This window comes from Catenuloplanes nepalensis (genome assembly GCF_030811575.1).
In the GTDB taxonomy this organism is placed as follows: domain Bacteria; phylum Actinomycetota; class Actinomycetes; order Mycobacteriales; family Micromonosporaceae; genus Catenuloplanes; species Catenuloplanes nepalensis.
In genome coordinates this window covers 2,300,706-2,326,530 of record NZ_JAUSRA010000001.1, presented here as the reverse complement: position 1 = coordinate 2,326,530, position 25,825 = coordinate 2,300,706, and the positions used below count along the sequence as shown (strand labels likewise).

Here is a 25,825-nt window from a genome sequence, read left to right as displayed (position 1 = left end):
CCACACCCACCGGAACGTTTTGTGACTGAAGTGTGGATCGGGTCGTCCATGCGCCGTCGTCGTGCCGTTGACATCCGGGCGGGAGCGTGTTGATCACCTTCGCGGTGGGTGAGCGGTACCCGCCGGTTGATCAAGGAGTGGCATGTCAGGCAAGCGATCGGCGGCGTTCACCGCGCTGCTGCTCACCGGTTCCCTTCTGTTGAGCGCGTGCGGCGGGACCGGCGACGCCGGCGCACCGGCACCGGCACCGAGCGCGGTCGAGGGGGAACTCAACCTCGTCTCGGGTACGGCCAAGTCGAACGACGCGCCGCCGAAGACCGGTGACTGGGCGGTGCCGGAGGGCGGGCCGGCGCCGGAGGGCGAGGCGGCCGAGTCCGCGAAGGCGTGGGTGCAGCTCAACGCGACCAAGGCGACGCCGCTGAAGAAGGTCGTGGTCAACGGCGCCGGGCTGACGCTCTACCGGTTCGACGAGGACACGGCGAAGCCGTCCAAGGCGACCTGCGACGACGCGTGCGCGAAGGTCTGGCCGCCCGTAGTGATCAAGAACGGTGGCAAGGTGTTCGTCGCCGGCATCAAGAAGGACGCGGTCGGGTACGTCGTGCGCGCCGACGGCCAGGTCCAGCTGACGCTGTACGGCTGGCCGATGTACCGGTTCGCCGGCAACAAGGACAAGGCGGCCGACACCACGCTCGGCGACATCAACGGCCAGGGCGTCGGCGGCACCTGGTTCGGCATCACGCCGACCGGTGAGAAGGCCGTGCTGAAGGACCCGGCCGGGGACAAGCCGGGCATCATCGTGGAGGAGTCCCCGGCCGCGCCGGCGACGGGCGGCGCGGCCTCGGTGACGTTCTTCAGCGAGCCCGGCTTCGCCGACAGCGGCTTCTCCGAGGGCGTGACCGGTCCCGGCTGCAAGAACCTGACCACGACCGCGAACGAGGCGTCGTCGATGACGGCGACCGGCAGCGTGAAGATCTGGGCGGACAAGGACTGCAAGGGTAAGTCCTTCACGGTCAACGGCGACGTCGACGACCTCGCCGAGACCGGCCTGGACGACCAGGTGGAGTCGGTCCGCTTCCTCTGAGTCACCGATCAGGCGGGTGGAACGCCGGGCACCACGCCCGGCGTTCCAAGTCGTCTGCGAGCGGGCATCAAGCCGCGCCCGGACGATGGCCGTCATGCCAGGCCGCACCCGCGGTGACGGGCCCGGCCGCGGGGTCGTCACCGCGGCCGGGCCACGCCGAGAACCCCGCACCGGCGGCGGACTACGACGCGACCGGCAGCCCGGCCGACGTGAACGCGCGCCCGTCCGACGTGACGGCCGCCGACTCGTACCCGTCGGTCGCCAGCTTCTCCAGATACCGCAGCCCCTCGCCGTCCATCGCGAGCGCCGCCGTCGCGTACGCGTCCGCGAGCGTCAGGTCCGGCCCGACCACGGTCACCGACCGCAGCACGTGCGCCGGCTTCCCGGTCCGCGGGTTGATCACATGGCCGCCGCGCTCATACGTCCCCGACGTCGCGACCGCCGCGTCCGTGACCGCCAGCTTCCAGGCCACCTTCGTCTCGTCCCACGGATGCCGCACCCCGATCCGCCAGACCCGGTCGCCGCGGGCCCGGATGTCGCCGCCCGCGCCGATGTAGTGCGTGTGGCACCCGGCCGCCGCCAGACGCCGGGACGCCTCCTCGACCGCCCACCCCTTGACGTACCCGGACGGGTCCAGGACCCCGCCCGCGTAGGCGTCGAAGTAGCCGTCCGTGGCCCGCCACAGGTCCGCGCACGCGCCGAGCACGTGCCGCAGGTCCGGGTGGCAGTCCGTGGAGGTCAGCTCGCCGCGGCCCATGCGGCTTACCTCGCTGTCCTCCCGGTACGTGCTGAACCGCGCGTCCACCTCGTGCAGCCATCCGCACACGTCCGCGATCAGCGACCGCAGCTCGTCGTCCGGGCGGTCCGCGGCCAGCTCGATGCTGACCGCGGTCCCCATGACCATCTCGACGTGGCGCACGGTCTCAGCCCTGCGCCTTGTCCAGTGCCGCCTGCAGCGACTTGCGGTACGCCCCGGTGGTGAGCGTCGCGCCGGAGACCGCGTCCAAATCGTCCGCGCTCTCCGCGTTCAGCGCGGACTCGTTGAGCGCCTCGATCGCGGGCGGGTTGATCGTGGCGCTGTCCCCGCCGGTCGGGTACGTCGCGTCGGCCGCGGACACCTTGCCGTCCTTGACCGTGATGGTGACCTGGATCGTCCCGTACGCGTACTTCGACCCGGTGCCGCGGAACTCGCCGTCGGTGAGTCCACCCCCGGCACCCCCGTCGGCCGGCTCCTCGTCCGGGGCCGGCTCCTCGTCCGGGGCGGCCTCGTCACCCTGGTCCGGCTCCGCGGGCGCGTCCGCCGGGGCCTCCGCGGGCGCGTCCTCCGCGACCGGGACGACCTGCGTGGGGGCGGCCATCCGGACGCCGAAGATCATGCCAACGCCGGCCAGAGTGCCGAGGACCGCTGCCGTACTGCGTCGCACCGGAGGATCTCCTTAGAATCAAAAAGCAAGGTCATCAGGGGGTACGCGAAGCGCGCGCGGACGGTTCAGAACTCGAACGGGTCGAGGTGGATCTGCCCGTTCGGCACCTCGAGTTCGCGCAGCAGGTCGACCGCGGCGTCGACCAGGCCGGGCGGCCCGCACAGGTAGACGTCACGCTGGGACACGTCCGGCACCAGCTCCTTCATGCCGTTCGTGGTGAACAGCCGGCGCGGCCCAGGCTCGTTGCGGCTGCCCACGACGAAGAAGACCTGGGCGCCGCGCCGCACGGCCAGCTCCTCCAGCTCGTCGCGGAAGACCACCTCGTCCGGCCGGCTGGCCCGGTAGATCACGGTGGTGCCGGACGGCATGTCCTCCAGCAGCGCGCGGATCGGCGCGATGCCGCTGCCGCCCGCGATGAGCAGCGCCCGCCGCTGGGTGCGCCGTTCCGCCGTGAACGTGCCGTACGGGCCCTGCAACCACACCCGGGTGCCCGGTTCCAGCTCGGCGAGGCGCTCGGTGTACTTGCCGACCGCGGTCACGGTCAGCCGCAGCCACTGCGCGTTCGGCGCGGCGGAGAGCGAGAACGGGTGCGACTGCCACCAGGCGCCGCCGGTCAGGAACCGCCAGCGCATGAACTGCCCGCCGCGCGCGCCCAGCCTGTCCAGGCCGCGCCCGTCGACGTAGATCGAGAAGCTGTCCCGGCCCTCGTTGACCACCTCGACGACCTCGAAGCGGTGCCGCAGGTTCATCCAGAGCGGCTCGATGATCCGGCCCCAGACCACGGCGGAGATGACCAGCGCGCTCAGGCCGGGCCAGAAGATCGAGGCGAACCGGCCGCTGAGGTCCGCACCGGCCGCGACCTGGTGGCCGTAGCCGAGCAGCAGCACGAGGTATGCGCTGAGGTGGATGCCCTTCCAGATCTCGTAGGACAGCAGCCGGCGCAGGCCCCGGATCGAGATCAGCGCGATGAAGATCATGATGACGGTGGCGGCGAGCGCCTCGACCATCTTCGGCAGCGTGGTGATGATCGTGAAGGCCTGGGTGACCACGTCGGTCTCGGCGAGCAGCGCGTACCCGTACACGATGAAGACGATGTGCGCGATCACGAAGACGCACAGCGACGTGCCCAGCCCGCGGTGCCAGCGCAGCAGGTCGCGGGAGCCGACCCAGTCCTCCAGCCAGGAGACCCGGCTCATCATCAGCAGCTGCATGAAGAGCAGGTAGCCGCCGATCAGGCCGGTGACGCGGCCGATCGCCATCATCAGCGTGGGCAGGTCGCTGACCGCGCCCGGCTGGGTGTCGAAGATCCAGAGCGAGACGCTGGTGCCGAGGCCGCCGAGGAACAGCAGGACCGTGAAGAGACGGTTACCGGTGAAGGGGTTGTCCGGTTCGTCACCCTCGGCGTCGGCCACCGCGCGGCTGGCGGCGCGGCTGCGGGCCGGCGCGTCCTCGAAGGCGTCCGCCGGCTGGCGCCGCCACGGCTGCTGCTGCGTCTCGGGCTGCGCGTACGCGCCCGAGCCGGCCTCCCACGCCGCGGCCGGCTGATCGTACCGGCGGGCCTCGAAGCGGCCGTTCTCGTCGTAGCCGCCCCGCTCGTCGTAGCCGCCCCGCTCCTCGTAACCCCGCTGGTCACCGTAACTCCGCTGGTCACCGTAACCGCGCTGGTCGTCGTGGGCGGGCTGGTCGTCATATGACTCACGGGAGCCACGACGTGCGCCTCCTCCGGCGTCGTCGTACCGTACCCATGAGGTCGTCGGCGGTCCCTGCGCCACTGTTCTCTCTACCCCCTGCCGGGCCCCCAGCAGAGAGGCCGTCTGCAGGAGGTACGCAGCGCGGCGCCGCTCGGATCACAAGATCCATAAAATCACGGCCACGAAGGCGATTTGACGCCGTTCGGATGGTTTCCGACCCAGCACTGTCCCACCAGGTGATCACCCTCGTGATCAAGGGCAACGGGGTTCAGCGGACCTCGAAGACCGGGCCGCGCGGCGTGAACGGCAGGCGGGCCGCGGCCGGGGTGAGGTAGGCGTGCTCGCGCCGGACCCGGACCGCGTCGCACCACCCGTCCGTGATGATCAGGATCGGTGCCGCGGCCGGGAAGTCGGGCGCGCGTTCCAGCAGGTCGACGCCGGGTTGCAGGATCGTGCCGCCACGACCGCGCACCCGGACCCGCCCGGCGATCTCGTCGACCGTGAGATATCCGGCGTCGTAGGCGACCGCGTCGCAGAACACCACCCGCGCCGCCGGCACGTCCCGCGCGGTCGCGTACGACGCGATCGCGCCGAGCGCCTTGCCGAGCAGCTCGTGGTTCATCGAGCCGGACGTGTCCAGCACGACGCCGAACGTGTGCCGCGGCGTCGGCTCGTCCGGCACCCACCTGCCCGGCCGCGGGATGTGCGGCGCGCTCGCCTGCCGCCGGGACGGGCGCGCGAACGACCGGCGCGGCTCCGGTCCGGGCACGAACTCGTCGAACCAGCGGGCCAGCCGCGCGTCCCACGGCAGCGGTGGATGCTCGAGCACCCGGATCTCCGCCTCCAGCCCGGCCGGCAGCAGCCCCCGGCCCTGGCTGTGGTGGTACGCGTACCCGGTCAGCAGCGCCCGCCGGCAGAACTCGTCCAGGTCCACGCCCCCGCCGGGTGAGCGCGCCCAGGGCAGCGGATCGCCCAGGATGTCCGGCTTGCCCTGGCCGCGCAGCGTGCCGAGTCGCCGCAGCCGGCGCAGGTCACCCGCGATCCGGTCGTAGACCGCCTCGGCGGACAGCCCGGCCAGGTCCGGGTCGTGCAGCACGCCGTCCGGCACCTCGCCGACGCCCATCTCGACCAGCCAGCCGTTGATCACGTAGTCGGCCGCCACGTTCCACAGGTAGGGGTCGCGGCCTCCCGCTCGATCCCCGTGGCGCAGCGCCGCGTGCAGCATCTCGTGGGCCAGCACGAACCGCCACTGCGCCTCGCCCATCGTCCGCAGCGGATTGATGTAGATCTCCCCGGCCGACGCCGAGACGGCCGCGACGCCGATCTCGAAGCGCGTCGCCGTGGGCACGTCCGCCACGATCCGGAAGCCCGAGGCCAGACCACCCAGCAGCGGGTACGACGACGCGAACCATCCCATCGCGCGCTGCCACGGCTTCCGCGCTCCCCCGCCGGGGTCGGTCAGCGAGGCGCGCGCACCGGCCGCCACCTCGACCGCCGCGGTCGCCGCGGCGGACAGCCCGACCGCGAACCGGCCCGGCCAGTCCTCCGGCCCGGTGCGCGGCGCCGGCACCTCCCGGTTCAGGCAGTCGTCGAAGCCGCCGGTCCCGGTCGCGGTCAGGTCGTCCGGTACCGCGCCGCGCGCCCGCCACTGCCGCGCGAGGACCTCCTCGTCGAGCGCGGGCAGGTCGGCCGGGAGCAGGATCGGCTCGGTGCCGAGCTTGACCGCGCGCTGGAACCGGGTCACCGCCAGGCAGGCCGCGCGTGCCCCGAACTCGTCGTGCGCGGTCGTGACGTGCCCGAAGCCGAGGTGCAGCAGGCAGTGCGCGAACACCCAGGTCCACTCCGCCTCGGTGTGCCGCAGCGCCCACTTCCCGCCGACGATCTGCCCGCGCACGTCGACGGTGGCGAACGTGCGGCGCTCCCCCAGCGACGCGTGCCCGGAGAGCGCGAAACCGGCGCGCGGGTAGTCGTCCGTCATCGGCGCGAACATCGGGTGCGCCGCGACCGCCCGCCAGGCGAGGTCCGCGACGGTCGGTTCCGGCTTCTTCTTCCTGGTCATGTCAGGTCCGCGCCGCCACGAGCCGCGGCAGGTCCCGGCTGACCTCGACCAGGAACCAGGACGGCAGCACCGGTACGCCGTCGTCGTCCGCCGCGATGACCAGCTGCGCGCATTCCAGGGAGATCTCGGCCAGCTCGACCAGCAGGGCCTTGGCCCGGTGCGCGAACTGCCGCAGGTTCGGCGAGCCGTGCTCCTTGGCCGCGGGCAGGTCCTTGATCAGGCGGGAGCGCAGCGACTCTGCCAGGAAGTAGAGCAGGTCCCGGTCCGCGGGTGCGGTGGGCCAGCCGGCGTCGCCGCGGACGATCGCCTCCAGCCCGTACCGATGCCGAATGATCTTGAAGTATCCGGCGAAGCCGGCCGCGTGCGGCGGGCTCAGCGTGCCGTGCGCGAGCACCCGCACGGTCTCCTCGTCGATCGTGTCGCCGAACGAGTGCAGCGCGTCGGAGAGCATGTGCCAGCTGCGCGGCGTGGAGAACACCTCCTCGGTCTTCGGCGGCTCCACCCACAGCTGATCCGGGCGCTCGGCCAGGTAACCGAGGATCCACGGGTGGACGCCGGCCGGTCCCGCCCACGCCAGCCAGTCGTCCACGCTCGCCCGCAGGTGCACGTGCAGCAGCCGGTTGACCAGCGCGCTCGCCATCGGCCGCGCCAGCGCACCGTCCGTGCTCCGGTTGCCCGCGCCGATCACGATCGAGCCCTCGGGCAGCTCGTACGCGCCGATCCGCCGGTCCAGGATCAGCGAGTAGAACGCCTTCTGCACGTCCGGCGACGACGCGTTCAGCTCGTCGAGGAAAAGGCAGTAGGGCTCGTCCCGGGCGATCGTCTCCGGCGGCGCGAACCGGCTCCGCCCGTCCCGCAGCTCCGGCACGCCGATCAGGTCCTCCGCGGCCAGCTGCGTGCCCACCAGACTCACGCACTCCAGCCCGAGCGACGCCGCGAAGTCCCGGACCAGCGAACTCTTGCCGATCCCGGGCGCGCCCCAGACGAACACCGGCCGGACCACGGACACGTGCAGCAGCAGCTCGGGAAGACGGGCGGGGGTGACGGTGACGGCCGAGCGCATGCCCGCCATGCTGCCCGCTCTCACCTGAGGTTTCCACGCAATTCTGTGGGGCGTCGCACAACCCCTCGCGGGTACGGCCCGGCAGCCGATGGACCGGAACCCACGTTCGACGGCCCGCGGCAGGAGGTTCCGATGGCGTCACAGACCTACCTGCTCTCCGACCCGGATCGCACGGTCGTCTCCGCACGGCCGGTGTCCGTGCCCGGCGGCAGGCGCGTGCGCCGCGGCTGGCTGACCGAGGTGCGGCTGCCGGCCGGCGCCCGGCTCGGCCGGCACGGCGACGCGCTGGCCGGCCGCATGATCAGCGTGCTCGGGCTCGGTCTGCTCTGCGCGCTGCTGGCGATCCTGGACCTGCCGGTCGCGGCCCGGGTCACCTGCGTGGCGCTGCTCGCCGCGTTCGGCTGGCTCGGCGTGGCCTACCGGCGCACGAACCGGCTCGCCCGGCTCGTGCGCGGCACGGACGTGCACGTGCTCACCTCCGACGAGGACCGCGACGACCTGCACACCGCGGTACGGCTGGCCCAGCGGGTCTGGGCGCACCGGGTCGCGCTGCCGTCCGGCGACAGCGCGCGAGCGCTCGGCCGCTCGATCGAGGAACTGGCCGCGCTGCTCGTCCAGCGGCAACGCCTGCGCGAGATCTGGACCGGGCTGGACCGGCACAGCGACGCGGACCTGCCCGCGGACAGCCCGGCCGTGCGCGCGGCCCGGCAGCAGGGCGAGCGCGCGGACGCGCTCTGGTCCGACCTCGACGGTCAGGTGAAGCGGCACCTCACGGCGCTGCGGAACGCGGCCGAGACCGGCGCCGGGCTGATCCGGGAGATCGAGTTCGGCGACGCGGCCCGCCACACCCGCGCGGCCCTCGACGACCTGGGCGCACCGGCCGTCCCATCCCCCGTCTCGGACCTGGACAGCGGGTTCGTCTCCGCCTACCGCGATCTGGCCGCTCGCTACGGCCGCGACCTCTACAGCTGACGGCGGAGATCATGACGAACGTGCGATGGGGCGGGACCGTGGTGGTCGCGCTCACCCTGGGTGTGCTCGTGCTCGGCTGGCCCTACCTGCTGGGCGACTGGGTCGCGGGCTCGCTCGGCGCGGGCGCGGGCGTGCGTACCGGCGTGGCCTGGGCCCTGGAGGGCGCCTATCTAGCCGGGTTGCCGCTGGCCGTCGCGCTGTCCCGGCGCTCCGCGCTCGGCGTCGGCCGGGTCAGCGGCGTGGTGCTGCCGGTGGTCTACGGCGTGTTCGGGATCGCGCTGCTGGCCGCGACCGCGCTGCTGTTCACGGCCTGAGCAGCGCGCCGGCCGATGCGGCACCTCGTCTCACGGCCTGAGCAGCGCGTCGCTGGGGCGCTCGTAGATCCGGCGCGGGTCGTTGAGCGGGTCGGCGTGCCACATCCGGATGTCGATGGTCGGCGCCAGCAGCCGGCCCCGCTCGACGCTCGCCACCGTGTCCACGGTGGACAGCGGCAGGGTGGTCACGCGCAGGCCGTTCAGTGGGACCCGGCGGTCCGGTAGCAGCGCGTCGGCCAGGAAGACCGCGTCCCAGGCCGGGATCAGGTAGGTGCCGAGGTCGTTCGGGCGGCAGTCCAGCTTCACGGCCGCGTCCAGCGGGCACGCGTCCAGCAGCTCGCCGGTCTCCTTCGCCGCCGGGTCCCGGTTCGCGCAGGCGAAGGTCTCGTTCTCCGCCAGGCCGGTCAGGTCACGCGACGCGTACACCTGCTCGGTGATGGTCCGCAGGCTCTGCTCCGTCAGGTCGGCGCAGGACGGGCCGCCCACGTGGTAGTCGACCGGCCAGTCCGCGTTGCTGACCGCGCGCAGCTGGTCGTTGGCCATGAACCGGCTCACCGACACGTCCGCGATCACCAGCCGGGGCCGGGAGTGCCCGCAGACCTCGTTGACCCGCTGGACGAACTCGGCGAACCGGGTCCAGCGGTCCGCGAAGTACAGCACGGTCGGCTCCTCGGCGTCCTTGCAGACCGAGGCGTCGATCCGGTCCAGCGCGGCCACGTGCCGGGCCGTGACGCGCGGGTCGTTCTTCTCCTTCACCACCGCGAGCAGGTCGTTGACCAGTGACGTCGTGTACTGGTCGGTGGGGTTCGGCACCTGGTGGACGTCCAGGCGGTAGCCGTCCGCGAAGGACAGGCCGTCGACCACGTCCTCCGCGTACGCCCGGTTGGGGGACGCGAGCTGCAGATAGCCGGGCCGGTTGACGAACGGCGCGTCCGGCTCGCCCAGGTCCGCGAGGAGGTTCGGCGCGATGAACGGGATCTGCGCGTCCAGCAGCAGGTTGATCGCCCGCTGGGTCACGTCCCGGGAGTCGCCGCCGCCGATCACCACCAGCCGCTCGCCCATCGCGTCCCGCCGCTGCACGATCATCTCGGCGACCGCGTCCGCATGCGCCACGTCCTGCGTCGCGTCCGCGATCACCACGTGCAGGCGCTTGTCCCTCTCCGTCGCGATGAAAAGCGTCTGGGCGAACATCAGCGCGCGCAACTGGTCGCGCTCGGACGGGTAGTCGCGGCCGTCCGCGCACCGGGACTCATCGGCCGGCAGCGGGTCGCAGGAGAGCGCGCCGAGCCAGACCACGGTCAGGTCGCCGTCCTTCAGCGGCTCGTTCAGCTCCAGGATGCGGCGTTGCAGATCGATCGTGACCGGGTCGCGGCCGAACGCGCGGGCCGCGAACACGCCGGGGTCCGCGGTGTCCAGCAGCCCGTAGCAGCGCCGCCCGTCCGGGGTCGCGCGCAGCATCGTGATACCGGTCGAGACGGGCAGCGTCCAGGTCGTCGTGGGCAGCGTGTAGCACCCGTGCGTCACGCCCGGCAACCACTCCGACCGGGTCCAGCCGAGGAAGCCGATCAGCAGCGTCAGCACGGCCAGGATCGCGTGGTGCGTGGTGGAGAGCGCGGGCCGCCGCACCGCCGCGACGATCTTGTCGGAGACCAGCACCGGCAGGACGATCGCGGCGATCGACACCGCGAGCGCGCGCGCCTCGGTGCTGCCCTGGAAGACGTCCGCCAGGAAGACGGTCGCGGTGCCGAAGACCGCGGCGGTGCCGCCGAGCACGGCGACCAGCCTCAGGTCCGGGCTGAGCAGCGTGGCGACCGCGGCGAGCGTGAGCGCGATCAGGATCGTCCACACGCCCAGGTAGCCGGTGATCGCGGTGTGCACGACCAGCACGAGGATGGCGAGCACGGCGGCGAGGCGGGCACGGGCGCGGCTGACCAGCCTCGACGTCAGCCGGGAGGCCTCCGGGCTGGACTCGGCGAGCAGCACGCGCAGGCGGGCGGCCAACCGGACCAGTCCCCAGAACAGCCCGGCCGAGGCGAGGACCAGGACGATCGAACCGATGCCGCTGACGCCGTCGAGCAGGGACCGCACCACGATCAGCGCGGCCAGCAGCACGGCCGCGACGCGCAGCGCGACGTCGGGCGACAACAGTGATCGCATGAATCCGGGCATCGGCACCTCACCCACGGCTGAGCCGTCCACCGTAGACGGCGTCCGCCACACACCGCCTAACGCATCCTAGGAGGCTGGTTTGGTTTTTTGGCGCCCGGCGCGGAACCGGCAGGGAGGCCGCCCGCGGCCGACCGGTGCCCGCGGGAGCACCGGGACTCAGCCACGCCGGAAGCGGGAAGATCGGTTCTGAGCGGTTGGGCTTCGCTGTTATCGCGTCCGTATCGAAAACCGCATACGCCGCCGCAACGGTCGATCGTCTTCAGTGGAGGCATGAAGCACTCCGAATCTCCGCGAGGCATCGACCGGCGCCGCCTGATCGCCGCGGGCGGACTCACCGCCGCCGGTGCGGCCATGACCGGCGCCGGACCCGCCCGGGCCGCGGACACCCACATCCCGCCGGACGCCCGGCCCGGCGGGGCCTACGACCGATTCGTGGCGCAGGTCGCCGCCGAGGGGAGGTTCTCCGGCGTGGTGCTGCTCGCGCACCGCGGCCGGACCGTGCTGTCCCGCAGTTACGGCCTGGCCGACCGGGAGCGCGGCGTCCGCCACCACGAGAACATCGCGTTCAACCTCTCCTCCGCGAGCCAGCCGTTCCTGTCCGTGGCCGTTCTGCAGCTGTTGCAGCAGGGCCGGGTGGTGCTGTCCGACACCGTGGGCCGGTTCCTGACCGGCGTGCAGCCCGACATCGCCGCCTCGGTGACCATCCACCACCTGCTCACCGGCATGTCCGGGATGGACGCGCCGATGCCCGACTGGCAGCGCGTCTTCCACAGCCGCGAGGAGGTGCAGGCGAACATCGAACGGTGGATCTCGCAGGCGGTGCTGGTGAATCCGCCCGGCTCCGCGTCCAACGGGCACCTACCCGGATCCGGCGTCGGGCTCGCCATGGCCGCGCAGATCGTGGCGACGGTGTCCGGCATGACGTTCTGGGACTACGTGCACGAACACGTGTTCGCGCGCGCCGGGATGAACGGCTCGGGCTACTACACCCGCGACCGGTGGCTCACCGACGCGCGGATCGCACACCCGTACATGCTGCAGGCCGACGGCGGCCTGATCGACGCGGTGCGCAACCTGGACAAGGGCAGCGTCAACGAGTACACCCTGGACCGGAACCCGGGCCGCGCGTTCATCGGGCACGCCTCCGGCGACGCCTTCGCCACCGCGCCCGACCTGGTCCGCTTCGCCACGGCGGTCCACGACGGCACGCTGCTGGACCGGCCGCACGCCGGGCTGTTCGCCGGCGCCAAGCTGCCCGGCTCCCAGCCCGGCTCGTTCCACGCCTACACGATGCCGACCCACGTCCTCAACGGCCAGTGGATGTACGGCCGCGGCGGCGGAGGCCCCGGCATCGGCGGCAACTGGAACGTCTACCCGGACACCGGCTGGGTCGGCGTGGTTCTCACCAACACCGACGGCGCGGCGCTGGTGGAGATCTGCATGAAGGAGAACGAGGTGGTGACCGGCGGGCCGGTGAACCCGCCCGGCGGTGGCTGAACGCGGGCCCGGCCGCTTCCCGCGGGCACGCCGGAAGCGGGGAACGCCACCTTTGAAAGGTTTCGCGCTTCTGAAGCGTTGTCAGGCGGGCAGGGCGGCCAGCTCCGTTTCGACGCGGGTGCGAAGCGCGGCCCTGTCCGCGGGCGGCAGCCAGCAGGCGTCCACAGCGGACAGTGCCATCGCGTGCAGGCGTTCCCGGGGGACGGCCAGGTCCTCGTGGAGGATGCGGTACTCCTCGGTGAGGCTGGTGGGGAACATGCCGGGGTCGTCGGCGCACGGGATGACGTTGAGGCCGGCGTCGAGCATCGCGGCGATCGAGGCGCGGCGCCACGGGCGCCAGGAGCGACGGGACGTGGTGGACGCGACCAGGAACGGGGTCTGCTCGGCGCGGAGACGGGCCACCACGGCGTCGTCCTCGAGGACGAAGTAGCCGTGGTCGATCCGGTCGCAGCCGAGCGCGTCGAGGCACGTGATGGTGTTCGCGGCGATCGGCGCGTGCTCGGAGGAGTGCGCGGTGCGGCCCAGCCCGGCCTCGCCGGCCAGCCGGTAGGCGTCGATGAAACGTTCCGGCGGCCCGGCCGTCTCCAGGTTGTCCAGGCCGATGCCGGCGACGTAGTCGTGCGGGTTGTCGACGACGGTCCGCACCCGGGCGACCGCGTCCTCCCCCGGCTTGCTGCGGTCGATCGCGGCGAGCAGGCGGCCGGTCATGCCGAACGCGCGCTCGGCCATCCGGATGCCCTCGGCGTAGGCCTCGACCGAGCCGCGGTAGCCGAGAGTCTCCAGGTGGGGTGGCACCTCGTCGAAGGACATCTCCAGGTGCCGCACGCCGTTGTGGTGCGCGTCCTCGAACGCCTCGAACACGATGCGGGTCAGGTCGTCCGCGTCGCGCAGCGCCTCGATCACCCACGCGGAGGCGCGGAACAGCGAGTAGGAGACCGCCGGCTCGTCCGCGGACCGGCCCTGCGGCACCGGGATGCGGGTGTTCCGGTAGATCGCCGGGTCCGGCGGCAGCGAGTTGATGTCCGCGAAGATGCGCTCCGGATCGGCCGGCAGGTCCAGGCGGGCGCGGCGGGCCAGCTCGGCGAACGTGGTGGCGCGGACCGTGCCGATCAGGTGGCAGTGCAGCTCCACCTTGGGGATCGCGCGCAGGTATTCGAGGTCAGACATGGCTCATCCGGTTCAGCGATGAAACCTCTCAGCGCGGCTGAGAGGTTTCAAGAAGGTGGCCGGGCCCCTCGGTGGTGGGGCCCGGCCGGAGGGGTGGTTCAGGCGCCGGTGACTTCGCGGGCGAAGCGGTCGACCCAGTCCTTGCGCGTCGGCACGAGCTGCGCCGGGTCGAGCGTGGTGTAGCCGGCCGCGGTCGGGTCGCCGGCGATGTCGCCGACGACCACGGTGAGCGTCGGCGGCACGCTCGCGCCCGGGTTGACCGGCAGGTCACCGACCAGCTCGGCCGAGGACGTCTGCGCCTCGGTGGAGAGCAGATAGTCGATGAACCGGTACGCGTTCTCGGTGTTCGCCGAGGTCGCCGGCACCATGGCCCGGTTCGTGGCCATGTAGCGGCCCTTGGCCGGCGGCGTCCAGGCGACCTTCTCGCCGTCCGCGATCAGGTTGGTGGCGAAGCCGTTGAGCGTGTCCGCCGCGACGATCTCGCCCTGCGTCAGCAGGTTCGTGACCTCGGTCGACGAGCTGTAGAACTGCAGCACGCCCGGCTTCCACTCGGCGAGCTTCCGGTACGCGGCGTCGACGTCGTACGGGCCGGAGCCGTAGCTGGCCGCCACGCCGGAGATCATCAGCTGGCCCGCGGTGACGGAGATGTCCGGCAGCGCGACCTTGCCCTTGTGCGCGCCCGCGAACACGTCCCAGTTCGCGGCCGCGTCCGCGTTCATCGCGTCCGTGCTGTAGACGATGCCGTTGAGCTGGTAGCTGTAGGCCGGCCCCTGGTAGGCGGCCTCCTTCGCGAACGCGGCGATCTGCCCCAGGTTCGGTACCCGGTCCGCCGGGACGGCCTGGAACAGGTTGTCCCGCTGCCCGAGCGCCGCGTAGTAGTCCGAGATCAGCATGACGTCCGCGCCGGCCTTGTCGCCCGCGACCTGCAGCTGGGAGAGACGGTCCGCGTTGGATCCGGTCTCCACCTCGACCTCGATGCCGGTCGCCTCGGTGAACGGGTCGATGACCGCCTCGGTGAACTCCTCCACGCCGAACGGGAACGTGCTGAGCACCAGCTTGCCCGCGCCGTCGGCGGAGTCGTCGCCGCCTCCGGAGCAGCCGGCCGTGGCCGCGACGACGGCCGCGGTGGCGGCCGCGATCAGGGCGTGGCGTATCGAGCGCATCAGAAATCCTTTCCAGAATCCTGCAGGGGTACGAGGTGGGCCGCGCCGGCCGAGACCGTGGTGCGCGTGCCGGGCGTGAGGCCGGCACCATCGCCGGCCCGGACGTCGGCGAGCAGCCGGACCGCCTGCCCGGCACCGTCGACCGCGTCGAGCGTGACGAGCAGGTCCACGCCGCGGAACGCGGTGGACACGACGGTGGCGTCCAGACTGAGCGCCGCGCCGGCGCTTCTTGAGCCGACACTCAGGTGCTCCGGCCGTACCGTGACGAAGGTCTTTGACGCATCGGTCAGGAAGTTCTCGTAGCCGAGGAAGTCGGCCACGAAACGGTTGGCCGGGCGGGCGAAGACCTCGCGCGGCGAACCGGTCTGCATGATCCTGCCGCCGCGCATCAGCACCATCAGGTCGGACATCTCCAGTGCCTCGTCCTGGTCGTGCGTGACCAGCACGACGGTCAGGCCGGTCTCGGCCTGGATGCGGCGCAACTCGGTGCGCATCTGCACGCGCAGCCGGGCGTCCAGGTTGGACAGCGGCTCGTCGAGCAGGAGCAGCCGCGGGCGGATCGCGATCGCACGGGCCAGCGCGACGCGCTGCTGCTGCCCGCCGGAGAGTTTCTTCGGCTTGCTGGCGTGCAGGTGCGCCAGGCCGACGAGCTCCAGCGTCTCGGTCACGCGCTGCTTCATCTCGGCCTTGCCCATCCTGCGCAGCTTCAGGCCATAGGCGACGTTCTCGGCCACGGTGAGATGCGGGAAGAGCGCGTAGGACTGGAAGACCATGCCGAGGCCGCGCTTCTCCGGCGGCAGCGTCGTGCTGTCCACGCCGTGGATCCTGATCGTGCCCGCGGTCGGCTGCGCGTAGCCCGCGAGCATGCGCAACGACGTGGTCTTGCCGCAGCCGGACGGGCCGAGCAACGTGGTCAGCTTCCCCTCGGGAATCCGCAGGTCGATCGCGTCGACGGCGGTGAAGTCCCCGAACCGCTGGGTCACACCGATGAATTCGGCCGCGATGCCGGACGCGGCGACAGCACCGGCCGCGGCCGGAACGACCGGAGCGCCGGCCTCACCGGAGATGCCCGTCGCGCCGGAAGCGGCGGAGCCGCCGGAAGTTGCGGAGCCGCCGGAGGCGCCGGTCTGGCCGGAAGTGGCGGGGCCGCCGGAGATGCCGGCCTCGCCCGAAATGGCGGAGCCGCCGGAAGTTGCGGAGCCGCCGGTCGTCCGGGCCGTCGGCAGATCGGGGCTCATCGGTTGATTCCTCCGAAGATCTTGGCGAAGCCGACGGTGCGCTCCGCGATGACGGCGACGACGACGGTCGCGGCGAGGATGAGCGTGGCCATCGCGGCGATCCGCGGGTTGTAGCTCTGCTGGACGTAGTCGAGCATCGTCACCGGCAGCGTGCGGAACTCGCGGTCCTGCAGCAGCAGCGACAGCGGCACGTTGTTGAACGAGGTGACGAAGCCGAGCAGCGCGGCCGAGAAGATACCGGGCCGCAGTAGCGGCAGCGTGACCGTGAAGAACGCCCGGACCGGCCCGGCGCCGAGGCCGCGCGCCGCCTCCTCCACGGCCGGGTCGGCGAGCGCGAGCGACGCGCCGGTGACCCGCACCGCGTACGGCAGGAGCAGTGCGGTGTGCCCGAGCAGCAGCGTGCTCAGGTTGTCCAGGCCGAGCCCGATCATCAGCTGCTGGTAGAGCGCGAGCCCGACGACCAGCTCCGGCACGATCAGCGGGCTGAGGAACAGCCCTTCCAGCAGCCCTCTGCCCGGGATCCTCCCCCGGTGGATCGCGATCGTGGCCGGCACGCCGAGCAGCAGCGCCAGCACGGTCGCGCCGAGCGCCAGCCAGAGGCTTGCGACCAGCGACTCCATGAACGGGTCGTAGGTGACCGCGGCCTCGAACCATCGCAGCGAGAAACCCTCGGGCGGAAATCTGAGGGTACGCCCGGCGCTGAACGCGGTCGCGACCACGAACAGGATGGGGCCGATCATGATGATGTAGCCGAGGACGGCAAGCGTGGCGGCGACCGGGCGCTTCACGACGTCGCTCCCCTGCGGCCGGCCGGCGACGAGATCGCGGACACCGCGAACACCAGGATCGTCATGATCAGTGCGGTGGCGCTGGCCGCGGCCCAGTCGACGGAGACGGACGCGTAGCTGAACAGCTGGGTGGCGAGCATCCGCTGGCTGGAGCCGCCGAGCAGGTACGGCGTGGTGTACGCGGTGACCGACCCGGCGAAGACCAGCGTGGCCGCGACCACGATGCCGGGCCCGGACAGCGGCACGACCACGCTCCAGAACGCCCGGGTGCGGCTCGCGCCGAGCCCGCGGGCCGCGTCGTCCAGCCCGGGGTCGACCTGCGCCACCGCGGAGTAGCAGGAGATGATCGCGAGCGGCAGGAACAGCTGGGTCAGGCCGAGCACGATCGCCAGCGGCGTGTAGAGCATCTGCGGCGGGTCGTCGGTCAGCCCGGTCGAGGTGAGCAACCGGCCGATCGCGCCGTTCGCGCCGAGCAGCACCAGCCAGCCGAACGTGCGGACCACGTTGCTGAGCAGCAGCGGGAAGATCGCGAGCGCGAGCAGGACGCCGCCCCACGTTCCCCGCGACCTCGCGAGCAGGTAGGCGATCGGGAAGCCGAGCCCGACGCAGAGCGCGGTGACGATCAGGCCGAGCGTGACGGTCCGGCCGATGATCCTCCACTCGTACGGGTCGGTGAGCATCTCGCCGAGCCGGGCCAGGACCGCCGTGGGCTCCTCGCCCGGCGGCGCGACCAGCATCGCCACCGCGGGCACCAGGAACCCCGCGGCGAGGAACGCGAGCCCCGGCAGCACGAGCAGGGCGGTTTTTCTGGACATTCTTCCGTTTCTTCGTCTTCGGCCAGATGCAACCGGTTGCACAACCGATTGCACGCAGACTACGACGCCGAGGATGATGTAGCGGCACCTGCTCCGGTAAACAGCGTGTAACGAACCTGGAGGCCCTCACCCGTGGCGACCCTGGCCGACGTAGCGGCACTGGCCGGTTACAACAAGTCGACGGTCTCGCGCGCGCTGACCCGCCCCGAGATGGTCGCGCCGGAAACACTCACCCGCATCCTCGGCGCCGCCGACCAGCTCGGATACGTGCTGAACCGGACCGCCAGCCAGCTCGCCCGCGGCCGCACCGGCCTCGCCGCGTTCGTCGTCCCCACGCTGGAGAACGCGTTCTTCGCCCCGATCATCGGCGGCGCCCAGGCCCGCGCCGCCGCCTCCGACCTTCACCTCACGGTGACGGTCGCGCCGCTGACCACCTCGGCCGAGGTCGCCGCGCTGTCCCGGCTCGCGTCCCAGGTCGACGGCCTGATCCTGGCCGCACCGCGCGGCGAGGACGCCCACGTGCGCGCGATCGGCACGGTCAAGCCGATCGTCCTGGTCGACCGCGAGATCCCCGGCCTGCCGTCCGTGGTCGCGGACACCGCCACCGCGATCGGCACCGTGGTCACCGGCCTGGCCGCGCGCGGGCACCGGCGGATCGCCTACCTGGGCGGTCCGGCCGGCTCCTGGCAGGACCCGGGCCGCGCCGCGTCCGCGTCGTCGGCCGCGGCTCTCGCGGGGGTGGAGCTGAGCGTGCACGGGCCGTTCCCGGCCACGTTCGCGGCGGGGGTGGCGAGCGCGGAGGAGGTGCTGGCCACCGGCGCGACCGCCGTCGTACCGTATGCGACCGCCCTTGCTCTCGGCCTGATGCTCGCGTTGCGCGGGCGTGGCGTGCACGTGCCGGAGGACGTCGTGGTCAGCGCGGAGGCCACGGTCACGGACGCGCTCGGCGCCCCCGGAACACCCGCGATCGACGTGGACGGCGAGGAACTGGGCCGCGCGGCCATGGACCTGCTCACGTCCGGCACCGACGAGACCCGCCGCCTCCCGGTCCACGTGACCTGGTCGAGCTGACCGCGCCGGACCCGCCGCTCAGTGCGCGGCGAGGTCCAGCACGTCGTGCACCTCGGTGCGGGCGGTCGCGGCCTCGTACGTCGCGAGCGGAACCCGCCTGCGGTGCGCCTCGATGACGGCGTGCCTGCCGATCAGCTCGGCGGCCTTCCCGGAGGCGGTCATGACGTCGACCACGTCCGGGCCCATCAGGGGAAGCACCGCAACCGCGATGTCGGGGTGGGTGGCCAGCTCGGCCAGCCGCCGTCGACCCTCGTGGTCGTCACCGAGAGCCTCGTGCGCGCTCAGCAGACAGCCGGCCGGAACCCCGGCGACGTCGCTGTTCTCCGCCAGCACCATCAGCAGTTCGCCGACCGCGAGGCCATCGAGCCGGGCGTATGCCACCAAGGCCGAATGGTCGAGCACGGCGCCGATGCGAATCTCCACCTATGCCGCCTCGGATCGCCGGCCGGCGGCTCGCACCGCCTCGAGACGCGCACGCATCCGCTCCACGCCTTCACCTGTGACGGTGTATCCGGCGCCGGCCAGCAGCGCCTGCGTGGCGAGTCTGGCGCGGTGCGCCCGGACCGCCTCCGCAATGAACGCGGACGCGTTCGGCTGCGCCGCGAGCGTCTCCGCGACGTCGTCGGGGACGCTGATGCTCAATTTCTTGGTCATGTGCTCAGCTTCTTGGTCATACCGAAAAGGGTATTCCGGTGGCACCACGCCCGCAACCCGCCTCCGGCCGCGTCGACTCGGGCGTTCACGTCCCCGCCACGACCCGGCGCGAAGTGGCGAACGCGGCCAGGCGGTCGCTGAGCACGGTCGTCGACGGGCGGGGCGGGTGCGCGTAGTAGGCCGGCTTGAGTTCGCGCAGCGTGGCCTCGGCGTCGCGGGTCCACTCGAACGAGGGGCGCTTCAGCAGGCGCCGGAAGACGATGGTCGCGTTGGCCGGGTCGGGGTCGGCGAGCCGGCGCAGGACCATCGGCTCCACGCTGTCGTCGTGCAGGTAGGAGAGCGTGTCCTCGCGCCAGCGGCGGCGGCGGAGCAGGTCCGGGTCGGCGAACGCCTCGGCGACCCGGCCGAAGTTCGTGTAGGTGCCGAGCCCGTCGATCTCGTCGTAGATGAGCGCCACCGTCTCCGCTCCCGCCGTCTCCGGGAGCGGCGCGCCGGGGGCCGAGTCCGTCTCCCCCCGGGCGAACGCGTAGTAGTCGCCGAGTCGTGCCTCCACCTGATCGTCCGGCAGGACCACCTGATCGGTGCCGAAGAACCGGATGAAGCGCTCCCGGTCGAGGCGCTGCATCTCCCACGCCGTGGCGAGCTTCTCCGGGTTCCGGAAGACCGCGGCCGGCATGTGCGTCGAGAATTCCAGCGCGATCGCGTACGCGGTGTCCCGCTGTTCCGGGCGCACCAGATCGGCCGAGCCGCTCAGCATCCACTCGTCACCGACCGCGACCAGCCGGCCGAGGATGAACCACCCCGCGCCCAACTGCCGGAACACGTCCGGCCCCTTGTTCGACCGCACCCGGTAGGTCAGGTCGTCCACCAGGTTGTCCACCACCACTGCCGGGCCCTCGTGCCGGAGCACCTCGAACGAGCCCTGCACCACGTCCTGCCAGCCGAGCAGCATCTCCCGCTCCGGGCCGGGCAACTCGGGGTGCGCGGCGACGAAGTCCTCCAGCACCGTCCGGCCGCTGGGCAGCCGGTGCTCCAACAGGAAGGTGTCCCACAGCAACGTCCCCTGCCGCTCGGTCAACCGGCCGGTGCCGCCGCCGTGCTCGGTCAGGAACCGGGTGAGGTCCCGGTCGTACCGCGGCTGCCGGGAGAACGCCACCAGCTCGCCCTTCAGATCGCCGGCCCGGTCGAACAGCGTGGTGCCGGCGACCGGGGCGGCGTCGTCGCCGGACAGCCGCCGGTTGATGGCTTCCAGGTCGAAGGGCGTGGTCTCCGGGCCGTCACCGGGGATCCAGTCCTCCACCGGGGCGTCGCCCTCGCCGGCGACGCAGACCGCCAGCATGTCGGGTGACGCGGTGCCGGTGATGCGTTCGACGACGATCCGGTGTTCCCAGTGGTCGCCGAGGTCGTAGACGTAGGTCATCGTCGCGCCGGCGCGGGGTGCCACCCGGCTCAGCCGGGCCCGCGACTCGTCCCGGGTCTGCTCCATGCCGAAGGACGGGTCGGCGTAGTCGAGGCCTCCGGCGGTGAAGACGTGCAGGTGGTCGTCGTCCCAGTCGAACGCGATCCGGATGATGTGGTGCAGTTCGTCCAGGGTCGTGGTGGCGGGCAGCCGGATCCGCCGCCAGACCGCCGGCCGCACCCGGGACAGACTGATCTTCAGCTGGTAGACCGGCACCGGCGGGCCACCGGCCGCGATGAGCGACGACAGCGCCTCCCGCAGCTCCGGCTCGCCCGGGTGCCCGGTGCCGGCCGTGTCGACGCCGTTGTACTCCCGGAGCGTGTGGTACGCCTCCTCCGGGCCGTCCGTGGACAGCGCGGCCAGCGCGTACTCGACGGCGAACCAGCCCTGGTCCGCGTCCTCGGTGTCCGGCGCGCCGTCGGCCAGCACCAGCCGGGCGTGTGGTCCCAGCGTCGGCGTGGCGGCCGCCTCCCGCCAGGCCGGAAGTGCCTCGTCGCCGAGGTTCGACGCCACGTCGACCGCGGCGAGCCGTTGCGCCGGAGCGGCGGTCGCGGCGGCGGTGAGCAGTTCCCTCGCGGCGGCGTCCGCGGTGCGCCCGGCCAGCCACGGGCCGGCCTCGTGCCATGCCTCGTCCCCGGCGAGGCCGGCCAGCCGGTCCAGCACCTCGGTGGCGCTCAGCTCCGGGGTCAGCGGCGGCGGCCACTCCTCCGTCATCCGCTCCAGCAGCCACCGGCCGAGCGCGGTGATGCGCCGGTCGTGCACCGCTCCCGCCTCACCCAGGAAATCGAGTCCGATGTCGACCGGCCCGCGCTCGTCGCGGTACAACGAGTTCACCGCGTGGAAGTCGTCGACGCTCGCCTGGTGCATCAGCTCGCGGAAGACCGCCGGAAAGTCGGCTGTGGAGCCGGCCGTGGAGCCGGCCGGGCCGGCGCTCGCCGCCGTGAGCAGCATCCGGCACAGCACCGGCATCGCCCGGTCCTCACCGGGAGGCGATTCGGCCTGGAGCACGGCCCGCACCGCCGCCCACCACAGCGTCAACGAGTCATCACCGGTCACATCGGCCCGCACCGCGCGCCCGCCCGTCACGGTCAGCAGGCCGGCGCCCTGAGCCGCCACCCACGGCCGGTGGATCGCCCCGACGTCCCCGGCCGAACGAAACCTCGCCGGAAGCGGCACGCCCAGCGCGGCAGCCGCGGCCGGCACGTCGGCGGGCTTGAGCAAGCCCTTCGGCGTCACCGCCCGCCCGTCTCCCACCCAGTCGGCGATCCGCCGGGCACGGATCAACAGCGTGGTGTCATCGGCGGCACGGTTCAACTCGGACGTCACCGGCAGAGCTTAGAAAACGGCCCGCGACCACCGCCGGGTGACCCTGTCGATGAGGTGGGCGTGCCTTTCGCCCGTGTGACGCGGAACGCGCAGGGAGGAGCGCCAGCGACGACCGGTGCCCGCGGGAGCATGCCCAACGCCACCCCGCCGGAAGCGGGAAGATCAAGATCTTAAGGCCTTTGATGGGGTACGCCCGGGAGCGCCGGATTTCGCACGTTCGGCGGAAGGGCCCGGTGTGGGTACGTTGATCGGCGATGCCGAGGATCGGAGAGTCCCGCATGCGTCGTGCCGTGATGGCCGTGCTCGCCGCCGGCCTGGTGGCGGCTGTGGGAGCGTGCGCCGCGCCGCCCGTCGAGAACGTCGCCGCCGTCACTCCGAGTGACCCTCCGAGTGCCGCGGTGCCGCCGCCCGGGTTCGAGGCCGGGATCGGTGCCGGTCCGCCGTCCGCCTCGCCGTCGCCGTCGCCGCCTGGATCGTCGTCGCCGCCGGCACCGAAGGTCGTGGATGGCGAGTCCGTGCAGGTCACGGACTTCGAGCGGGCCGCGGCCGGTACCGCCTACGGCAAGGGCGAGTGGCAGAGCGACGGCTGGAGCACGCCGTGGGAGCTGGGGATGAGCAGCCGCGCCGCGGTCGATGCGGCGGTGGCACACTCAGGCGGGAAGTCACTGCGGGTGAGCTATCCGGCGGGCCAGATCGGGCCGGAGGATTCGGGGGCGCAGGCGCCGTTCGCGCTGGAGCCGCGCCGGGAGTACTACGTGTCGCAGTGGATCCGGCTCGGCGCGGGGTTCAGCTTCGGGACCACGAACTTCGCCGGGAAGGTCGGGCTCGGGCTGGCCGGTGGCGACTCGTGCTCCGGCGGGCAGGCCTGCGACGGCACCAACGGGTTCAGCTCGCGACTGATCTGGGGCCGGGACGGCAAGGCCGCGATCTACTACTACTCGATGGGGCACGCGGGCCAGTACGGCGACGCCGCCGATCTGGTGACCGGCGGTGATCAGGTGTTCTGGCCGTCGGACCGGTGGGTCAACGTGGTGCAGCGGCTGCGGGTCAACACGGTGAGCGGCGGGCAGGCGAACGCGGACGGCGAGATCGAGATCTGGGTGGACGGCGCGCGGGCCGCGCACGTGACCGGGCTGCGGTTCGTCAGCAACGGCGATCAGGTGGACAGGGCGTACTTCTCGTCGTTCGCCGGTGGCGGGGACGCCACGTTCGCGCCCCGCACCGACAGCGAGATCTTCTACGACGACCTGGAGATCGCCACGGGCTGGCCCGGCACGGCCGCCCCGCGACTCCCATGATCGGGCGTCCCCGGCAGCACGGGGACGCCCTGATCACGGAGGAGTCGTCACAGGCGGGCGGCGCCGGAGGCCTCGGCTTCGCCGACCGCGGCCTCGTGGCGCTTCTCCGCACGGTCCTGGGCCTTGGCGTCCCGGTCGGCTGCCGCAGCGGCGGCCCGGCGCTGGGCGGAGGCGGCCGGGTCGCCGACCACGCCGCCGCGGATCCGGTTGTTCGCCGCGACCTGGACCGCGGGCGTGTTGCGCTGCACGGTCAGCGCGCCGTTGATGATGTTGTCGTCCAGCGTGACGCCGCCGGTGCTGTTGGTGATGCTGACGTCCGCGCCGAAGTAGCCACCGGACGCGCAGCTGTCCAGCGTGCCGTTCGGCCCGACCTGGACGCCGCCGACGTTGCCGGCGAACGTGCTCCGGCCCGCGACCGCGCTGCCGCAGATGACGCTGCCGGCGCCGCTGTTGAGCACGGACAGGCCGCCGTCGACGAACGAGTCGTGCAGGTCGGTGTAGTAGGTGCCGTTCGTGCTGACCGAGCCGGTGACCGTGCTGCCCCGGTCGATGCGGACGTCGCCGGCGCCGGCGTTGACCGAGCCGGTGATCGTGGAGGCGTCCGCGAACAGGAACGTGTTGATCGTCGAGGAGCCCTTCGCGCGGACCGTGACCGCGCCGCTGTCGGAGTCCTGGAGGTAGACGCCGTAGCCGCCGGACGCCACCACCACGTCGCCGCGGACCGTGCTGTTCCGGGCGTCCAGGTAGCCGTCGGAGGCGATCTCGACCAGGCCGTCGACCCGGCCGTCGTCGACGACCAGGTTCGCGCCGGCCGCGACGGCCACGTTGCCGGTGATGATCGTGCCGGTGAGCGCGCACGACTCGCCCGGCGGGACGTAGAGGTCGTTCGGGACCGTGACCGCGCCGCCGGTGCCGACGCAGTAGGTGGTCAGGCCGGCGCTGGCGCTGGGGGCGGCGCCGAGGACGGCCGCGGTGACGGCCGCGGCGGTGGCGGCGGCCAGGGTGACAACTCGTCTCATCGTCGGTCTCCTGTCTATGAGCCGATGGCGGACCGCGCGGCAGCACGCACGATCGTCCCGGCCTGTCGGTTGGTCAGGGTGCCGGCCACGACGAGCCCGCTGGTCACGTGCTCGACGTGGCGGACGAACGCGGCGTGGGTGGGGTAGCCGGCGCGCTCCGCGATCAGGTCGTTGACCGTGCAGCCGTCGCCGGTGTCGAGGTTCGGGACTCCGGTGTCGTCACCGTCGATGACCACGGTGTCCCGGGGGTCGGAGTCGGGGCATTCGTCGGTGCCGTCCGCGACCACGGTGAAGCCGGCGCTCTGCGCGGGCGCGGTGTTCCCGGCCGTGTCCGTGGCGCGGAAGCTGACCGCGTGGAGGCCGGGCGCGGTGATCCGCAGTGGCGCGGTGTAGGGGGTCCAGGCGCCGCCGTCGAGCTGGGTCTCGACCGTGGCCACGCCGCCGTCGTCGGTCGCGGTGACCGTGACGGTGGCGACGCCGACGTAGGCGCCGTCCGGGTTCTGGGTGCCGGTCACCGTGCCGGTGACGACCGGCGGGGTGGTGTCCGGCTCCTCCGGCGCGACGATGGTGAAGTGCGACATCTGCTCGGCGGAGACGTTCCCGGCGTTGTCGCTCGCCCGGTAGTGCAGCATGTGCATGCCGGGCGCGCTGATCACGACGGGCGCGGTGTAGATCGTCCAGGTGCCGCCGTCGAGCTGGTACTCGATCGTCGCCACGCCGGAGTCGTCGTCGGTCGCGGCGAGCGTGGCGGTGACCGGGCCGGTGTAGTTGCCGGCGTCGTCGCGGTCCCCGGCCAGCGCGATGGTGGCGACCGGCGGCGTGACGTCCTCGTCCGGCTCCGGTGCCACGACCGTGAACTGCACCGAGCCGGTCGTGGAGACGTTGCCGGAGGTGTCGGTGGCGCGGAACTGCACCGAGTGGTCGCCGAGCGCGGTCACGGCGACCGGTGCCGAGTAGGGGGTCCAGCTCGTGTCGTCGACCTGGTACTCGATCGTGGCCACACCCTGGTTGTCGGCCGCCGCGACCGTGACGGTGGCGCTGCCGACATAGTCGCCGGCCGCGTTCTGCGTGCCGGAGAGCGTGCCGGTGACCGTGGGCGGCGTGGTGTCCGGGTCGCCCGGCCCGTCCGTGACGGTGAGCTCGCCGGTCATCGTGCCATGACCCGGAATCGTGCAGAAAAATCGGTACTTACCGGGGTTCAGCGTGACGGTCGCGGTGTGCAGGCCGCCGGTCGCGTCGAACGGGTTGGCCAGGATGTTGAGGTTGACGTCGTGGTTGTAGCCGGGCGTGCTGGTGTCGAACGTCAGCGTGTGCGGCATGCCGACGTTGTTGCCGGTCGCGACGCTGTTCTCGAAGACGATCGTGGTCTCACCGGCGGCAGCGGTCGCCGGCGCGGTCTTGTAGCGCGTGACGTCGCCGTCCGCGGTCCAGGTGAGCGTTTGCGCGGCCTGCACAGCGTTGGCGGGCATCGGGGCGAGCACGAGCAGCAATGCCGCCAGCCCCACCCCGGCACACCGGAGCATCTTCCGTACGGACATGGCACCTTCCTGGATGAGC

General features: G+C 72.3%; 22 protein-coding genes. 6 read left to right on the top strand and 16 right to left on the bottom strand.

What is annotated here, in order from left to right; all coding sequences use genetic code 11:
- The first annotated feature begins 142 nt into the window (after window positions 1-142).
- Window positions 143-1,081 carry a hypothetical protein gene (locus J2S43_RS09600; RefSeq protein WP_306828460.1) on the top strand — a complete coding sequence of 313 codons (939 nt, stop codon included), beginning with the start codon at window positions 143-145 and terminating at the stop codon, window positions 1,079-1,081.
- Window positions 1,082-1,262: 181 nt separating this feature from the next.
- On the opposite strand, the gene J2S43_RS09595 is transcribed toward J2S43_RS09600, so the two are convergent.
- The 5 genes from J2S43_RS09595 to J2S43_RS09575 all read right to left on the bottom strand — a co-directional run bounded on the left by J2S43_RS09595 (window position 1,263) and on the right by J2S43_RS09575 (window position 7,318).
- The gene (locus J2S43_RS09595) at window positions 1,263-1,979 is read right to left on the bottom strand and encodes an FAD:protein FMN transferase (protein WP_306839233.1); all 717 of its coding nucleotides are present in this window, start codon (window positions 1,977-1,979) and stop codon (window positions 1,263-1,265) included.
- 25 nt (window positions 1,980-2,004) lie between these two features.
- Complete coding sequence (locus J2S43_RS09590; RefSeq protein WP_306828459.1) at window positions 2,005-2,505, bottom strand: FMN-binding protein; 501 nt, start codon at window positions 2,503-2,505, stop codon at window positions 2,005-2,007.
- A gap of 65 nt (window positions 2,506-2,570) precedes the next feature.
- Window positions 2,571-4,277, bottom strand: coding sequence for a ferredoxin reductase family protein (locus J2S43_RS09585; protein WP_306828458.1), 1,707 nt, complete (start codon window positions 4,275-4,277; stop codon window positions 2,571-2,573).
- Window positions 4,278-4,464: 187 nt separating this feature from the next.
- Window positions 4,465-6,255, bottom strand: coding sequence for a vWA domain-containing protein (locus J2S43_RS09580; RefSeq protein ID WP_306828457.1), 1,791 nt, complete (start codon window positions 6,253-6,255; stop codon window positions 4,465-4,467).
- Between the two features lies 1 nt (window position 6,256).
- Window positions 6,257-7,318, bottom strand: coding sequence for an ATP-binding protein (locus J2S43_RS09575; protein WP_306828456.1), 1,062 nt, complete (start codon window positions 7,316-7,318; stop codon window positions 6,257-6,259).
- A 132-nt stretch (window positions 7,319-7,450) separates the two neighbouring features.
- Between J2S43_RS09575 and J2S43_RS09570 the strand changes: the two genes are divergently transcribed.
- Both J2S43_RS09570 and J2S43_RS09565 read left to right on the top strand, forming a co-directional pair.
- Window positions 7,451-8,290, top strand: a complete 840-nt coding sequence (locus J2S43_RS09570) for a hypothetical protein (RefSeq protein WP_306828455.1) — start codon at window positions 7,451-7,453, stop codon at window positions 8,288-8,290.
- 11 nt (window positions 8,291-8,301) lie between these two features.
- A complete protein-coding gene (locus tag J2S43_RS09565; protein WP_306828454.1) occupies window positions 8,302-8,604 on the top strand; it encodes a hypothetical protein in 303 nt (100 codons plus the stop codon).
- Between the two features lie 30 nt (window positions 8,605-8,634).
- Here the strand turns inward: J2S43_RS09565 and J2S43_RS09560 are convergent, their stop codons facing one another.
- Window positions 8,635-10,761, bottom strand: coding sequence for a hypothetical protein (locus J2S43_RS09560; protein ID WP_306828453.1), 2,127 nt, complete (start codon window positions 10,759-10,761; stop codon window positions 8,635-8,637).
- Between the two features lie 282 nt (window positions 10,762-11,043).
- Between J2S43_RS09560 and J2S43_RS09555 the strand changes: the two genes are divergently transcribed.
- A complete protein-coding gene (locus tag J2S43_RS09555; RefSeq protein ID WP_306828451.1) occupies window positions 11,044-12,270 on the top strand; it encodes a serine hydrolase domain-containing protein in 1,227 nt (408 codons plus the stop codon).
- Between the two features lie 81 nt (window positions 12,271-12,351).
- Here J2S43_RS09555 and J2S43_RS09550 read toward each other — a convergent pair whose 3' ends face one another.
- From J2S43_RS09550 to J2S43_RS09530, 5 genes are all read right to left on the bottom strand, one after another.
- On the bottom strand, window positions 12,352-13,437 hold the full coding sequence (locus J2S43_RS09550) for an adenosine deaminase family protein (protein WP_306828450.1): 1,086 nt from the start codon (window positions 13,435-13,437) through the stop codon (window positions 12,352-12,354).
- A gap of 98 nt (window positions 13,438-13,535) precedes the next feature.
- Window positions 13,536-14,600 (bottom strand): extracellular solute-binding protein, encoded by a 1,065-nt coding sequence (locus J2S43_RS09545; protein WP_306828449.1) that lies wholly within the window; start codon window positions 14,598-14,600, stop codon window positions 13,536-13,538.
- Entirely contained in the window at window positions 14,600-15,838 is a 1,239-nt protein-coding gene (locus tag J2S43_RS09540) for an ABC transporter ATP-binding protein (protein WP_306828448.1), read from the bottom strand. Before J2S43_RS09540 ends, J2S43_RS09545 begins: the two co-directional genes overlap by 1 nt.
- Entirely contained in the window at window positions 15,835-16,626 is a 792-nt protein-coding gene (locus tag J2S43_RS09535) for an ABC transporter permease (RefSeq protein WP_306828447.1), read from the bottom strand. Before J2S43_RS09535 ends, J2S43_RS09540 begins: the two co-directional genes overlap by 4 nt.
- The gene (locus J2S43_RS09530; protein ID WP_306828446.1) at window positions 16,623-17,441 is read right to left on the bottom strand and encodes an ABC transporter permease; all 819 of its coding nucleotides are present in this window, start codon (window positions 17,439-17,441) and stop codon (window positions 16,623-16,625) included. The genes J2S43_RS09535 and J2S43_RS09530 overlap by 4 nt, the downstream gene beginning before the upstream one ends.
- 132 nt (window positions 17,442-17,573) lie before the next feature.
- Between J2S43_RS09530 and J2S43_RS09525 the strand changes: the two genes are divergently transcribed.
- Window positions 17,574-18,512 carry a LacI family DNA-binding transcriptional regulator gene (locus J2S43_RS09525; protein ID WP_306828445.1) on the top strand — a complete coding sequence of 313 codons (939 nt, stop codon included), beginning with the start codon at window positions 17,574-17,576 and terminating at the stop codon, window positions 18,510-18,512.
- An 18-nt stretch (window positions 18,513-18,530) separates the two neighbouring features.
- Here the strand turns inward: J2S43_RS09525 and J2S43_RS09520 are convergent, their stop codons facing one another.
- From J2S43_RS09520 to J2S43_RS09510, 3 genes are all read right to left on the bottom strand, one after another.
- Complete coding sequence (locus tag J2S43_RS09520) at window positions 18,531-18,935, bottom strand: hypothetical protein (RefSeq protein ID WP_306828444.1); 405 nt, start codon at window positions 18,933-18,935, stop codon at window positions 18,531-18,533.
- The gene (locus J2S43_RS09515; protein ID WP_306828443.1) at window positions 18,936-19,166 is read right to left on the bottom strand and encodes a hypothetical protein; all 231 of its coding nucleotides are present in this window, start codon (window positions 19,164-19,166) and stop codon (window positions 18,936-18,938) included.
- Window positions 19,167-19,251: 85 nt separating this feature from the next.
- The gene (locus J2S43_RS09510) at window positions 19,252-21,951 is read right to left on the bottom strand and encodes a plasmid pRiA4b ORF-3 family protein (protein ID WP_306828441.1); all 2,700 of its coding nucleotides are present in this window, start codon (window positions 21,949-21,951) and stop codon (window positions 19,252-19,254) included.
- A 254-nt stretch (window positions 21,952-22,205) separates the two neighbouring features.
- Between J2S43_RS09510 and J2S43_RS09505 the strand changes: the two genes are divergently transcribed.
- Window positions 22,206-23,249 carry a polysaccharide lyase gene (locus J2S43_RS09505; protein ID WP_306828440.1) on the top strand — a complete coding sequence of 348 codons (1,044 nt, stop codon included), beginning with the start codon at window positions 22,206-22,208 and terminating at the stop codon, window positions 23,247-23,249.
- A 47-nt stretch (window positions 23,250-23,296) separates the two neighbouring features.
- On the opposite strand, the gene J2S43_RS09500 is transcribed toward J2S43_RS09505, so the two are convergent.
- Together J2S43_RS09500 and J2S43_RS09495 are read right to left on the bottom strand one after the other, a co-directional pair.
- Window positions 23,297-24,268, bottom strand: a complete 972-nt coding sequence (locus J2S43_RS09500) for a hypothetical protein (protein ID WP_306828439.1) — start codon at window positions 24,266-24,268, stop codon at window positions 23,297-23,299.
- Window positions 24,269-24,282: 14 nt separating this feature from the next.
- A complete protein-coding gene (locus J2S43_RS09495; RefSeq protein WP_306828438.1) occupies window positions 24,283-25,806 on the bottom strand; it encodes an OmpL47-type beta-barrel domain-containing protein in 1,524 nt (507 codons plus the stop codon).
- Between the last annotated feature and the right edge of the window lie 19 nt (window positions 25,807-25,825).